The organism is Desulfovibrionales bacterium, assembly GCA_028715605.1.
Classification (GTDB): Bacteria; Desulfobacterota; QYQD01; order QYQD01; family QYQD01; genus QYQD01.
Genome location: JAQURM010000009.1, coordinates 50,765 through 63,801 on the forward strand (window position 1 = coordinate 50,765; position 13,037 = coordinate 63,801).

Genomic DNA, 13,037 nt, shown 5'->3' on the forward strand with positions numbered 1-13,037 from the left:
TGCCGGGCATTATCTTGCTACTAAGTAAACACAAAATAGGCCCTGACGGTGATCCGCCTCCGGCGGATAGAATAGGGAATCCCGTGAGAACCGGGAACGGACCCGCCGCTGTAACCAGGGACGAAAGCCGCATTTAAAGCCACTGCCCGCCGCAGGCGGATGGGAAGGCGCGGTAAGTAGGACGATCTGGGAGTCAGAAGACCTGCCGACAGGGATCAGTTTTGCGGGAGATGGTAAATCCCCAGACTCTTATTTAGAGAGTTTGGGGATTTTTTTATTCTAGGCAAGAGAAATAAGCCACAGAGGACACAGGGTGCACAGAGCAAGGTAAAGAAATCAAAAGAAAAAGACAGAACAGTTAAGAAAAAAAGTAACGCTTTAGCCCTTTATAAAACTTCAAGCAGAATATGTCGGGAGTCCAAAAACACTAGGGCCGTAGTAAGCACATTGTCATTCCGGCGAAAGCCGGAATCCAGTTTTTTTATTTCGTGGCTTGGCCTCTGGATTCCGTGTCAAGCACGGAATGACAGAAAAGAGTTTTTGCAAAGAACTAAATTGTTACGAAAGAAATAGTTTTATGGGCGCTTCCGGGATCTGTGTACTTTCCAAGTCTGTAATTAAGCCATTTTCTGGAGACAAACAAGGACATTGGAGAAAATGGGGAGGGAAGGAACCAAATTCTGCTTTAACTTGCTTATATCTCTGTGTTCTCTGTGCCCTCTGTGGCAAGATTCTTGACATTACGGTATCAAGTATAAGGAGGTATCAAATGGCAACACAGGTTGAACAGGCAAAAAAGAAGATCATTACCAGGGAGATGCAGGAACTAGCCGGCGAGGAAGGCGTCTCTCCAGAGTACGTCTGTGAGATGGTGGCCGCCGGAAAGATTGTTATCCCGGCCAATCAAAATCACCTCTGTAAGGTAGTAGGTATTGGAAAGGGCCTTCGTACCAAGATAAATGCCAGCATAGGGACCTCGACAGATATTGTCGATATTGCGGAAGAAATAGAAAAGGCCCGCGCCGCCGAAGAAGCCGGCGCCGATACCCTGATGGAACTCAGCGTGGGCGGGGATCTGGACAAGATCAGGAGGGAGATTTTGCGGGCCGTGCGCCTGCCGGTAGGAAACGTGCCCCTCTATCAGGCCTTTTGTATGGCCGCCGAGAAATATGGAGACCCGAACAAACTGGATGAGGGAATGCTCTTTGATCTGATCGAAAGACAGTGTGCGGACGGCATCTCCTTTATGGCCATCCACTGCGGCATTAACTTATACACCCTGGAACGGCTGGAAAAACAGGGGTATCGCTACGGGGGCCTGGTCTCCAAGGGCGGCACCTCCATGGTAGCCTGGATGGTAGCCAACAAGCGGGAGAACCCGCTTTATGCCCAATTTGAGCGCCTGGTAAATATCCTTAAAAGATACGACGTGGTCTTATCCCTTGGAAATGGTCTGCGGGCCGGGGCCATCCATGATTCATGTGACCGGGCCATGATTACGGAACTGGTCATTAATTGTGAGCTGGCCGAGATCGGACGAAAGATGGGCTGCCAGACTATGGTGGAAGGGCCGGGACATGTGCCGCTGGATGAGATAGAGGCAAACATAATCCTGCAAAAGAAGATGAGCAATGAAGCCCCCTATTACATGCTGGGGCCCCTCCCCTGCGATGTCGCCGCCGGCTATGATCATATAGTGGCGGCTATCGGGGCCGCCCAGTCTGCCCGCTATGGCGCTGACCTCATCTGTTACATTACCCCGGCCGAACACCTGGCCTTACCCAACAAGGCTGATGTAATTGAAGGAGTACGGGTGGCCAGGGTGGCTGCCTATATTGGTGACACCATTAAACATGGCGCGCGAGCAACAAAGCGGGATATGGAGGTCAGCAAGGCCAGGCGCGATATGGACTGGGAAGGCCAATTTCGCTCCATGCTGTTTCCGGAGATCGCCCGAACGATCCGGAAAGACCGTCTGCCCCGTGATAACGCTACATGTACCATGTGCGGAGAATTTTGCGCCAATAAAGGGGCAAGTCGAATCTTTGCCGGGACGTTGCGAAAAAGTGACAAATTGTAACTTCAAGATTTCGTAAAAGTCCTTCTATTGCGAAGCAGCGATCGGCCATCAGCTATCAGCGGTCAGCAGTCAGAATCCAGCAGTCAGAATCCAGAAGTCAGGAGACAGAAGTCAGAATTGAAGCTCCCCGCCGCAAGCAGCGGGGAATGCGCTCGCTATGCATGTTCAGAAGCAAATGCAGTAGGACAGGCGTCTCGCCTGTCAAAAAGCTGAGCGCTGAATGCTGACAGCTAAATTGGCAGGATTCCGTCGCAGGCGGACTGTGATACAGCACCGGGTTATTTTAGGCGGTCGTTTTTGGATTCATTTGCTGTTGACGAATGTCCGTTTTTATACTAGGTTTTGAGGCCAGTTTTTAAAGATTAAGGAGTTACGTTTCATGACCAACCAACCGGCAAAGATCACTCTATCTGCTGACGGGAAAATCCAGGCGCCGGATTATCCCATAATCCCTTATGTCGAAGGGGACGGCATCGGCCCGGATATATGGGCGGCTGCCGTGCGCGTCTGGGATGCGGCTGTAGGCAAGGCCTATGGCGGACAGCGCAAGGTTTTCTGGCAGGAGGTGCTGGCCGGAGAAAAGGCCTTTGCGCAAAAAAACGCATGGCTGCCAACGGAGACTCTCAATACCATCCGCGACTGCCGGATAGCCATAAAAGGCCCCCTTTCCACGCCCGTGGGAAAAGGCATCCGCAGCCTGAACGTGGCCCTGCGGCATGAACTTCAGTTGTATGCCTGCATCCGGCCCTCCCGATATTTCCACGGACTGCCCAGCCCGGTGAAGGAGCCGGAAAAGGTGGACATGGTCATCTTCCGGGAGAATATGGAAGACCTCTACACAGGCATAGAATGGGAGGAAGGAACGCCGGAGGCGTCCAGGGTAATCTCATTTATCAAGGAGACCACGGGCAAAAACATCCCGTCGGATTCCGGGATCGGCATAAAGCATATCAGCCGGGGCGGGACCAGGCGACTGGTCCGTAAGGCCATAGAATATGCCCTGGAACATAAAAAAAGCAGCGTCACCCTGGTACACAAGGGAAACATCATGAAATTCACCGACGGGGCCTTCCGCCTCTGGGGATACGAACTGGCCCGGGAGGAATTCCCGGAGGCCACTATTACCGAGGAAGAGGTCTCTGCCCGGTATGGCGGCAAGCCTCCACAGGACAGGATCGTCATTAAAGACCGCATAGCAGACGCCATGTTCCAGCAGGTCTTGCTGCGGCCTGAGGAATACAGCGTTATCGCCACACCAAATTTGATCGGCGATTACCTGTCAGACGCCTTGGCCGCACAGGTCGGAGGTCTGGGGCTGGCCCCCAGCGCCAACATCGGCGATGGTTACGCCCTCTTTGAACCCATACACGGCACCGCGCCGAAATATTCAGGCCAGGACAAGGTCAACCCTGGCGCCCTCATTCTGGCCGGTGGAATGATGTTTGAATACCTGGGCTGGAAAGAAGTCACCGAACTGCTCTACAAGGGCATCCAGAAGACCATCTTGCAAAAGAGGGTGACTTACGATCTGGCCAGGCAGATACCCGGGGCCGTTGAACTCAAATGCTCAGAGTTTGGCAATGCAGTCATAGAAAACCTGTCTTAGCAGGCATAAGGCCGTTCCTTTCGGCTATAGGACAGCTTTTCTTCCCCTCATCCTGCCTGCTGTGCAGCGCCCCCTTACCCGGCCGGCCGGCGGTGCTTTTTTGCTCCAAGTGCATGAGCGGCATCAAGTTCATTCACAGCCCGGCATGTACTGCATGCGGGAGGCCTTTTGCGGCGGAAGGGCAGCCGGAGCACCTCTGCCATACCTGTCTCAATACGCCCTACCACTTTGACAGGGCCCGGGCTGTCACCTTTTACGACGGGCCTATACTTGAGGCCGTCCACCGATTCAAATTCGGGAAAAAGATTATCTATGCCCGGACTCTCGCCGGATTAAAAAATGGGGATGGGCCTTTTAACATGGATCAGTTTGACCTCTTCGTACCCGTGCCGCTTCACGTAAAGAGACTTCGGCAACGGGGCTTTAATCAGACGCTGCTCCTTCTAAGAGAATGGGCCGGAGGAGAAAAAGAGGAGAAAATAGACTTTACGACACTGGTTCGCCACAGGTGGACAGAGCCCCAGACAACTCTCAAACACCACGAGCGCCGGAAAAACATAAAAGGGGCTTTTATCGTGGAAAGGCCGGATAGGATTCGGGGCAAAAACATCCTTCTATGCGACGATGTCTTTACCACCGGCGCCACGGTAAATGAATGCGCCCGGGTACTTAAAGAGGCCGGGGCCGGGGAAGTTTCTGTCCTGACGCTGGCGCGCGCCATAGCACAATAAGAGGGTAAAATGAAGTTCGGCATAGTCCAGTTCTCCATAGAAACAGGTGATACGCAACACAACCTTGACCGGGCCGTTAGCGGCCTGGAAGGTCTGGGCAAACAGAATGTCCGCCTGGCGGTCTTGCCGGAGATGTGGGCCACAGGCTTTGCTTACGATAAGCTCCCGGCCCTGACCCGGGAAACGCCCCGGCTGCTTAGCGCCCTCCAGGCCGTAGCCGACGACTACAACATGGCTATTGCCGGCAGCCTGCCTGACGAAGAAAACGGCCGTTATTACAATACGGCATTTCTCCTCGATGGAAAGCGAGGTCTGATCGGCAAGTACCGCAAGACGCATCCCTTCCCGCCTACCGGAGAGGATCGTTATTTTACCAAAGGCCATGCACTCCCGGTCTTTGAAGCTGATTTTGGCAGGGTCGGAATAATTATCTGCTATGACCTGCGGTTCCCCGAACTCTGCCGCCACCTGGCCGGCAATGGAGCGGCGTTTATTATTGTATGCGCCGAGTGGCCCCTGGTGCGCCTTGGGCACTGGCAGGCCCTCACCACGGCACGGGCTATCGAGAATCAGTGTTTTGTGGTGGCCGCCAACTGCTGCGGAACAGATGGGAAGACCGTATTTGCCGGGCATTCCCGCATCATAGGGCCGGACGGCTCTATCCTCTTTGAGGCAGACGAAAAAGAATGTCTTGTGGCCATAGATATTGACCCCTCCCAGGTAGAAAAAACACGGGATTTCTTCAATACCGTCCCCTCCCCTGCTTTTGCACCCTCATCCTATCAGGACAAGATCATGTCCCGGGATGCGGCCAAAGAGCTTATCATGCGCATTAAAAAGGAAGGGAAAAGAATCGTGTTTACCAATGGCTGTTTTGATATACTCCACGTCGGCCATGCCCGTTATCTGGCGGAAGCCCGGACACAGGGCGATTTCCTTATAATCGGCGTAAACAGTGATGAGTCCGTGCGGGCCATAAAAGGGCCGGACCGGCCCATAAACAATGAGAAGAACCGGGCAGAGCTTCTGGCTGCCCTGGCCACAGTAGATGCGGTTGCTTTATTTTCTGAAGAAACGCCCTACGCCCTGATCGAGGCGCTTAAACCGGATGTGCTCGTAAAGGGGAGCGACTGGGAGGAAGAGGATATCGTAGGCGCCGATATGGTTAAATCCTACGGCGGCCGTGTGGTCCGGATACCCCTGATCGAAGGGGCATCGACCACGGGAACCATCGAACGTATCCTCGGGACGAAGTAACTAAATAGTGTTTATCCGGAAACTGCCAAATCCCCCCACACCCCCCCCTTTGCTAAAGGGGGGAACTATTGAAATCCCCCTTTGGAAAAGAGGGATACAGGGGGATTTTCGGATGGGAACTAAATAGAAATATGCTAATCATTACCGGTACGGGACGGTCGGGGACCGGCATGTTCGCCAGGCTATTCGGCGGATACCATGAGTTCCGGGTCGCCTATCTCCTCGATAAATATTTTTCTCTTAAAGATCCCCGTGCAAATCCTTTCGACCGCCTTGAAAAAAGGATTATGGTTATAAAAGATCTCCACCAGGGCATCGACCCGGAGAGGTTTATTGATTCTTCCAACCTGTACATTCACTTTCTTGATGCCATCTATTACCTTAACCCGTCAGCCAAATTTATCCTCGGAGTAAGGAACGGCAAGGACTTTGCCCGGTCAGGGATCACGCGCAAATGGCATGAACAGGGTATGTTTGGCACAGTGCCCCTCCGTAATGATCCTTATTTTGACAGGTGGGATGAGATGACCCCGCTCCAGAAAAACGCCTGGATATGGACGCACAGAAACAGGATTGCCCTGGAAGGATTAAAGGTCATTCCTGACAGCCAAAAGCTCATCGTGAAGATCGAAAACTGTACAAGCGATGCCGCTCTCGACAAACTTGAACAATTTGCCGGAGTGCCTATGGCAGATAGATTGTGGGCCAGACGGCGTTACAACGCCAATCCCACCTACACCTTCCCGCCCAAAGAGGAATGGTCAGATGCTATGCACAAAGAGTTTGACGAGATTGCCGGAGAGATGATGGCCTTTATGGGATATTAATTCCCATCCATTTAATCGAAGCGGCCGGACTTAAACCACATCTGGCCGAAAGACCGGTATGCCGGACGACAAAATGAGGCCTATCTAAATATCTTACTTCTTGTTCCTGCGGAAAACCGGTTCAAGGCTGCTCAGTTCAGCAAACCGGATAATATCATCCTTGTATTCCTGCACATACGGACAATCCCATACGGCCAGGATTTTTTCCTGACTTACATAGTAGTGATCCTTGTCCGTCAAATCGTTGAGACTCACGCCGTTTGCCGATGCAATACCCTGGACGCCTTCCGGGTCAAACACCTTTTCCAGCACCATCGGGAAAATCTGTGGCCAGCGACAGACCCCTGGCCGCTTCTCATATATCAGGCAGCGGCCGTTATCTCTGTTCAAATTCGGACAAAAAGAACCGCGCGTAAGAATAAGCCCCCATCCCTGACGCCAGTGATAAAGAGCGGGCTCCGTCTTGTAGAAGGGCTGGTCATCCCGCATTAACGGAGGTTCGGCGTAGGCGTTTGTGGATCGCGTCAGGGTTGTATCTATGCCGGGCAACGGGAAGAGCAGCGCCTCTTCTTCAGTCAACGGCAGCTCAAAAAAAGAATTTTCTTCCTCTTCCAGCGGTCCCTGACAGCAAATGGTGCAATGATACTGTCCGCAAAGGGCAGAATTTATGTGCCCCAATTCCCGCCTCAGCAGCTCCTGCTTTATCTCCAAAATGGTACCGGCCAGGATATCCATGGGTTTGTGGTCTAAATCAACGATCAGCCGCCCCCTGGTTTTTAATTCTCCTCTTTTAAATCTTTCGTAGGGTTCGAACACATCCAGATAGTCCTTTAATATGACCTGAGGATTATCATAAAACACACCGTCCAGCGTTATATTTTCTTTTATTTTAGCGACGGTCGCGGCAATGTCCGGCAGGCCGGTAGTCAGAAACAGCCCGCTGACCAGAAAGGTAAGAGGTACCAACGGCCTTTTAAGCAGCTCCATGCCGGAATACTGACCATCCATTGATCGCTCCTTACTAAAAAATTTTGGGCACTTTACATGATTTCTCCCTTAAAGTCCAAACCATTATCTTTCACCTGAAAATCCCCCTGTATCCCCCTTTTCCAAAGGGGGGATTGATGTGCCCCCGTTTCCCCCCAAAGGGGAACTTAACGAATGCCCCCCTTTACTAAAGGGGGGGGTGAGGGGGGATTATTTCCATTGTTCTTTGTTCGCCATGTGACATGTGTGTTTCATAGGCGAAACTAAGGATGTGATTATTTTGACAACAGCGGCGCTATCTCTTATAATAACAGCCTGTTTAAAAGTTTCAGGCAGTTTCGGGCTGTACAATTACTTTAAAAAGAGAGACTTATGATCGGCATATTTGATTCAGGCATCGGCGGCCTTACCGTAGTCAGGGCCGTTTTTCAGCAACTCCCGGACTATGAAATCGTATATTTTGGAGATACGGCCCGAACCCCCTATGGGACAAAAAGCCCGGCCACCATTATCGACTATGCTATCCAGGATACTGAATTTTTGCTTTCCAGGGGGGCCAAAATTATTGTCGTTGCCTGTAACACCGCCTCCAGTGTAGCCACAGAGGCGCTGCGGGACAGGTTCCCCGGCGTACCCATATTCGAGGTGGTAACCCCGGCCGTCGTCAAAGTCACACAGGTCACAAAAAATCACAACGTGGGTATCATTGGTACCAGAGCGACCGTCAATAGCAACATCTACGACAAAAAGATAAAAGACCTATATCCGGACATTAAGGTGTTCTCTAATGCCTGCCCGCTCCTCGTGCCTCTAGTGGAAGAAGGATGGCTTAAGCGCCGTGAGACCAAGATGATCTTAAAAAAATACCTTTACCCGCTGAAAAGAAAACAGATCGACACCCTGGTGCTGGGCTGCACCCATTACCCCCTGCTTAAAGATATTATTCAGGTGAAAATGGGTAAACGGGTTAAGATTGTGGACTCATCAGCGGAGCTGGCCGGTTATATTAAAAACTACCTGGCCGGGCACCCGGAAATTGAGGTTATACTCAAACGAGGCAACAATAACCAATTTTATGTCTCAGACCTTACGCCTACCTTTGCAGAGATTGCAAAAAAAATCCTGGGTAGGCCTATACACCTTTTGCTGGCATAGACCCGGCCGGCAAAAAGGAGGAAAGCATAATGAATATCTGCAAAAAAGTTTTTTTGATTTTAACGATGACCCTATTACTTACTTCATGCGCCTGGCTGACCCCAAAGGCGTCAGTACCAAGGCCCGAGCCGCTCCCTGCACTCCCTAAAAGGCCTCCGGTTAATTTTCGTATTGAAGGAACTACCGCCTATGTCAGCGTAGATGAGATGAAGGCCCTAATGGAATATGTGCTGGACTTAGAAGAGAGAAACAAGGCGGCGGACCGGGAATTAAGAAAGATCCGCGAGGCGTTGCAATAACAATGTCTCTACAAAAAGATACCGCGAAAAAAAATAGTAACGCACGCCGGGGGAAAAGACATTATATCTGTCATGCCTGCGGGAAAGAACTCCCCTTCTGCTGGACATGCCGGTGTGGGTTCCAGATTTGCCCGGCCTGTATGGAAGAAAACATGTGGGGACTGTCCGGTAATGCGGTTACCTGGATATGTCCGGATTGCGGAGAGATGTGTGTATTCTAGAGGGAATACGGACCGATCTGTTTTGACACGAGAGAGTTAATAACGTATATCAAATCTATCAGATTCCCCTTTATAATCCTCCCAGTTTACATCGACCTTATTCACTACTGCATGTGGCGGTCCCTGATGGCACCATTTCAGCATCTTCTCAACAGTCGGTTCATCTCCCTCGAAGACCGCCTCCACCTGCCCGTCATGCCTGTTTTTTACCCAACCCTTGAGTCCGAGGCGGGTGGCCTCCTCTTGCGTGGAGTACCGGAAAAAGACCCCCTGCACACGACCATTAATTATAACATGCGCTCTTACCATGGCCTACCCCCAAGATGCTGAATTCTGTCTCCTGACTTCTAACTCACGTCCCGATCAGCCTTTTAAATTCCTCTTCAGTCAGTATGGTCACTCCTAACTCCCTGGCCTTGGCCAGTTTTGATCCCGGGTCCTTACCGGCTACCACATAATTCGTCTTGCGGCTCGCAGAGGAAGATACTATCCCGCCCAGTTCCTTGACCTTGTTCTTGGCCTCATCTCTGGAAAAGGATTCCAGGCCGCCTGTAAAGACAAAACTCTGCCCGGCAAGCGGACGGGGTCCAATGGGAACAGGCGGGGCGGGGCGCACCCCGGCGGCAAGGAGGCGATGGATCACATCCTGATTTTTCTTTTCAGCAAAGAACGTAGTGACGCTGGCCGCTACCTGAGGACCGATCTCATCTATCTCCATGAGTTGCTCCATAAAGGCCTTTTCAATGGCCTCCATGCTGCCGAATTTTTCGGCCAGAATCTGGGCCGTCTTTTCGCCCACGTAACGGATACCCAGGGCATACAGGAAACTCGACAATGAGGTTTGCTTGCTTTTGTCAATCGCGACCAGGATGTTCTCTGTGGACCTTACGGCAAAGCGTTCCAAGGCCAGAATCTGCTCCCGGCTCAGATAATAAAGATCGGCCGCATCCTTAATAACGCCGGAGTCCACCAGTTGCGCCACTATCTTTTCACCCAGCCCCTCAATATCCATACCGCCCTTGGATGCAAAGTGGGCTATGGATTCCTTCACCTGGGCCGGGCAGGAGGCATTGGGGCAGCGAACGGCCACTTCGTCCGGCAGTTGCACCACCCTGGCCCCGCACACCGGACATCTCTCCGGCATGACAAATTTTTTTTCTTTACCGGTCCTCTTTTCCGGAATCGATTTAACTACTTCCGGTATGACCTCACCCGCGCGCTGAACCAGAACAACATCACCTGTCCGGATGTCCTTGCGGGCGATCTCATCCTGATTGTGCAAGGTGGCCCGGCTGACCTCAACGCCGCCTATATTCACCGGCTCCATAATAGCCACCGGCGTCAGGGTCCCGGTTCTCCCCACCTGAACCTGGATATCAAGAATACGCGTACTGGCCTGGTTTGCCGGAAACTTATAGGCCACGGCCCACCTGGGGCTGCGGGTCTTGACACCAAGGCGATCCTGAAGGCTGAAAGAATCAACCTTGATCACCATGCCATCGATCTCGTAGGCAAGACTGCGACGTCTCCCTTCGAGTTCCTGAAAATAATCGATACACCCCTCAATCCCTTTGCAACGGCGAATAAGGGGGTTCACCTTTATCCCCCACTTCGGCAGTACCGTGAGTATCTCCCATTGGCTGGTAAATGACCTGCCCTCCACCACCCCTACCCCATAAGCAAAGAAATCAAGGGGGCGTCTGGCCGTAACTCTGGGGTCTAACTGCCTCAGGGAACCGGCCGCGGCATTGCGCGGATTGGCGAAGGGCGACTCGCCGTCTCTAATGCGCTGCTGATTAATCTCTTTGAAGGCCTTGAGGCTTAAAAATACCTCCCCGCGTGCCTCAAGGCGTCCCGGTATAGACTCGCCACGTTGCAGCCTGAGCGGGATGGACTTTATGGTGCGCACATTCTGGGTTACATCCTCTCCGGTTACCCCATCACCCCTTGTCGATGCCGTACTAAGCAAACCGTCTTCATAGACAATTTCTATAGCCAGGCCGTCCATCTTGGGCTCAGCCACGTAGTCAATAAGCCCGTCCATGCGCAGAAACCTTTTTATGCGCTGTTCAAACTCCCGCGCCTCGCCCTCATCAAAGGCATTCTCCAGGCTGAGCATAGGAAGAGCATGCCTCGCCGTGCCGAATTTTTCCAGGGGCGCTGCCCCGACCCGCTGTGTAGGTGAATCCGGGGTAATAAGATGAGGGTATTTCTCTTCCAGTTCAATAAGCTCGCGCATTAACTGATCATATTCCGCATCGGAAATGACCGGGCTATCCAAAACATAGTAACGGTAGTTATGGTAATGGATATCCTCACGCAGCTTTTTTATCCTCTGCTCGATCTCTTTAGTTGTTTTCTCCATCCCCTGCTACCTAATGAGAACATTCTCGTCAATCTGGTTAAAACAAATCAGGAGGCGTAAGAAATCGGGTCCGGCACACCGGCCAATCTGAACCCTTTGAGGCGCAAGATACAGGAATCGCATCGTCCGCAGGCCACATCTTCATTCTTATAACAGGACCAGGTCAGATGCAACGGGGCCTTAAGCTCCAAGCCGCGGCGCACCACTTCTTCCTTTGAAAGGTCAATCAGCGGGGTCTCAATGCTTATATCTGTCTCGGGCCGCGTACCCAGCCTTATGAGATTATTATAGGCATCGAAATAGCCCTTTCGGCAATCCGGGTAACCGGAACTGTCCACCTCAGTGGCCCCGATGAAAACCTTCCTGGCGCCGATTACTTCAGCCCAGGATACGGCAATGGCGACGAGATGCGTATTTCGGAAGGGGACATACGTGGTTGGAATCTCTCCGCTTTGGATACGGCCGGCCTCAGGGACAGGAATGTTCCGGTCAGTAAGGCTTGAACCGCCTATCTGAAGGAGATAGCCGATATCGACGATCAGCCGCCTCGAAACGTCATAATTATCAGCAATAGCGTAAAAGGCGGTAAGCTCCCGCCCTTCCGTGCGCTGGCCGTAATTCACATGTAAAAAGGCGACCTCATATTGATGGGCAGCGATAGCTGCGGTCACACAGCTATCCAGGCCGCCGCTTACCAAAATAATGGCCAAGTCTCTTTTCACCTGAAAATCCCCCTGTATCCCCCTTTTCCAAAGGGGGAATGTAAGGGCTTCCCTTTTTCAAAGGGGGACTTGACGGATGCTCTCTTTACCAAAGGGGGGATTGTTTTCATTGTTCTTTGTGTCTCTTTGAGGCATGAGTGTTTCATTACACCATCCGCTCCCGGTCCGGCCAGAGATACTTATGCAATTGTATCTGCATCCTGGCCGCCAGCCGGTCAGCCAACATCCACTCGGCCAGGGTTTTGGCATCCATCTTTTGCCAGCCCGGCGACAGGACAGCCTGGGTATAGACCGGGATATGATGCCTGGACATCTTTTCCCTTGCCCATTCGTAGTCACTGCGATCCTGAATAACGAACTTGACCTGATCTTTTAGGTCGAGATAACGCATATTATTAAAGTCCATGTAGGCGGACATCCCGCTGGACGGGCATTTAAGATCCATGATTTTTACTACCCCTTGCGGCACATCTCTTAAAGAGCGGCTTCCGTTGGTCTCCAGAAGAACGACATAATTCCTATCTGCCAGGGCGTTGAGAAGCAGTACGGTCTCCGTCTGTAAAAGCGGCTCACCGCCTGTGACCTCAACTATTTTAGACCCGCAAGCCTCCACCTGGCGCAGTATATCTTCCTTACTTAAAATGCGGCCTTCGGTGTAGGCATAGGTGGTATCACAATAACTGCATCTCAGATTGCAACCACTAAGGCGTATAAAAAAACACGGCCAGCCGGCAAAGGTAGATTCTCCCTGGATGCTGTAAAACGTCTCGCATACGGTCAGGGGCAA

The 13,037-nt window shown here is 52.0% G+C and carries 13 protein-coding genes and 1 riboswitch; of the genes, 8 read left to right on the plus strand and 5 right to left on the minus strand.

The window, feature by feature from the left end:
- Positions 1-29: 29 nt before the first annotated feature.
- Positions 30-225: riboswitch (cobalamin riboswitch) on the plus strand.
- Positions 226-769: 544 nt separating this feature from the next.
- The 5 genes from thiC to PHT49_09510 all read left to right on the plus strand — a co-directional run bounded on the left by thiC (position 770) and on the right by PHT49_09510 (position 6,501).
- Positions 770-2,080, plus strand: a complete 1,311-nt coding sequence (thiC, locus tag PHT49_09490) for a phosphomethylpyrimidine synthase ThiC (GenBank protein MDD5452111.1) — start codon at positions 770-772, stop codon at positions 2,078-2,080.
- Between the two features lie 379 nt (positions 2,081-2,459).
- Positions 2,460-3,686: an isocitrate dehydrogenase (NADP(+)) gene (gene icd / locus PHT49_09495; GenBank protein MDD5452112.1), complete on the plus strand. Its 1,227-nt coding sequence runs from the start codon at positions 2,460-2,462 to the stop codon at positions 3,684-3,686.
- The gene (locus PHT49_09500) at positions 3,644-4,417 is read left to right on the plus strand and encodes a ComF family protein (GenBank protein ID MDD5452113.1); all 774 of its coding nucleotides are present in this window, start codon (positions 3,644-3,646) and stop codon (positions 4,415-4,417) included. The genes icd and PHT49_09500 overlap by 43 nt, the downstream gene beginning before the upstream one ends.
- 9 nt (positions 4,418-4,426) lie before the next feature.
- Positions 4,427-5,674 (plus strand): D-glycero-beta-D-manno-heptose 1-phosphate adenylyltransferase, encoded by a 1,248-nt coding sequence (gene rfaE2 / locus PHT49_09505; protein ID MDD5452114.1) that lies wholly within the window; start codon positions 4,427-4,429, stop codon positions 5,672-5,674.
- Positions 5,675-5,742: 68 nt separating this feature from the next.
- Positions 5,743-6,501 (plus strand): hypothetical protein, encoded by a 759-nt coding sequence (locus PHT49_09510; protein ID MDD5452115.1) that lies wholly within the window; start codon positions 5,743-5,745, stop codon positions 6,499-6,501.
- A 93-nt stretch (positions 6,502-6,594) separates the two neighbouring features.
- On the opposite strand, the gene PHT49_09515 is transcribed toward PHT49_09510, so the two are convergent.
- Positions 6,595-7,509, minus strand: coding sequence for a YkgJ family cysteine cluster protein (locus tag PHT49_09515; protein ID MDD5452116.1), 915 nt, complete (start codon positions 7,507-7,509; stop codon positions 6,595-6,597).
- Positions 7,510-7,860: 351 nt separating this feature from the next.
- On the opposite strand from PHT49_09515, the gene murI reads away from it, so the two are divergent.
- From murI to PHT49_09530, 3 genes are read left to right on the plus strand one after another with little or no spacing between them, the layout of a single operon-like run.
- The gene (gene murI, locus PHT49_09520) at positions 7,861-8,643 is read left to right on the plus strand and encodes a glutamate racemase (GenBank protein MDD5452117.1); all 783 of its coding nucleotides are present in this window, start codon (positions 7,861-7,863) and stop codon (positions 8,641-8,643) included.
- A 29-nt stretch (positions 8,644-8,672) separates the two neighbouring features.
- Complete coding sequence (locus tag PHT49_09525) at positions 8,673-8,942, plus strand: hypothetical protein (protein MDD5452118.1); 270 nt, start codon at positions 8,673-8,675, stop codon at positions 8,940-8,942.
- Positions 8,943-8,944: 2 nt separating this feature from the next.
- Positions 8,945-9,163, plus strand: coding sequence for a hypothetical protein (locus tag PHT49_09530; protein ID MDD5452119.1), 219 nt, complete (start codon positions 8,945-8,947; stop codon positions 9,161-9,163).
- Between the two features lie 36 nt (positions 9,164-9,199).
- Here the strand turns inward: PHT49_09530 and PHT49_09535 are convergent, their stop codons facing one another.
- The 4 genes from PHT49_09535 to PHT49_09550 form a co-directional block, all read right to left on the minus strand.
- A complete protein-coding gene (locus tag PHT49_09535) occupies positions 9,200-9,472 on the minus strand; it encodes an acylphosphatase (GenBank protein MDD5452120.1) in 273 nt (90 codons plus the stop codon).
- A gap of 43 nt (positions 9,473-9,515) precedes the next feature.
- The gene (gene ligA, locus PHT49_09540; GenBank protein MDD5452121.1) at positions 9,516-11,528 is read right to left on the minus strand and encodes an NAD-dependent DNA ligase LigA; all 2,013 of its coding nucleotides are present in this window, start codon (positions 11,526-11,528) and stop codon (positions 9,516-9,518) included.
- A gap of 47 nt (positions 11,529-11,575) precedes the next feature.
- Positions 11,576-12,250, minus strand: coding sequence for a 7-cyano-7-deazaguanine synthase QueC (gene queC / locus PHT49_09545; GenBank protein ID MDD5452122.1), 675 nt, complete (start codon positions 12,248-12,250; stop codon positions 11,576-11,578).
- A 145-nt stretch (positions 12,251-12,395) separates the two neighbouring features.
- The gene (locus PHT49_09550) at positions 12,396-13,037 is read right to left on the minus strand and encodes a radical SAM protein (GenBank protein ID MDD5452123.1); all 642 of its coding nucleotides are present in this window, start codon (positions 13,035-13,037) and stop codon (positions 12,396-12,398) included.

What these genes read in the sequence shown, in the direction of transcription:
- thiC (MDD5452111.1), top strand. Translation starts at nt 770, where the DNA reads ATGGCAACACAGGTTGAACAGGCAAAAAAGAAGATCATTACCAGGGAG.
- icd (MDD5452112.1), top strand. Translation starts at nt 2,460, where the DNA reads ATGACCAACCAACCGGCAAAGATCACTCTATCTGCTGACGGGAAAATC.
- PHT49_09500 (MDD5452113.1), top strand. Translation starts at nt 3,644, where the DNA reads ATGCTCAGAGTTTGGCAATGCAGTCATAGAAAACCTGTCTTAGCAGGC.
- rfaE2 (MDD5452114.1), top strand. Translation starts at nt 4,427, where the DNA reads ATGAAGTTCGGCATAGTCCAGTTCTCCATAGAAACAGGTGATACGCAA.
- PHT49_09515 (MDD5452116.1), bottom strand. Translation starts at nt 7,509, where the DNA reads ATGGATGGTCAGTATTCCGGCATGGAGCTGCTTAAAAGGCCGTTGGTA.
- murI (MDD5452117.1), top strand. Translation starts at nt 7,861, where the DNA reads ATGATCGGCATATTTGATTCAGGCATCGGCGGCCTTACCGTAGTCAGG.
- PHT49_09525 (MDD5452118.1), top strand. Translation starts at nt 8,673, where the DNA reads ATGAATATCTGCAAAAAAGTTTTTTTGATTTTAACGATGACCCTATTA.
- PHT49_09530 (MDD5452119.1), top strand. Translation starts at nt 8,945, where the DNA reads ATGTCTCTACAAAAAGATACCGCGAAAAAAAATAGTAACGCACGCCGG.
- PHT49_09535 (MDD5452120.1), bottom strand. Translation starts at nt 9,472, where the DNA reads ATGGTAAGAGCGCATGTTATAATTAATGGTCGTGTGCAGGGGGTCTTT.
- ligA (MDD5452121.1), bottom strand. Translation starts at nt 11,528, where the DNA reads ATGGAGAAAACAACTAAAGAGATCGAGCAGAGGATAAAAAAGCTGCGT.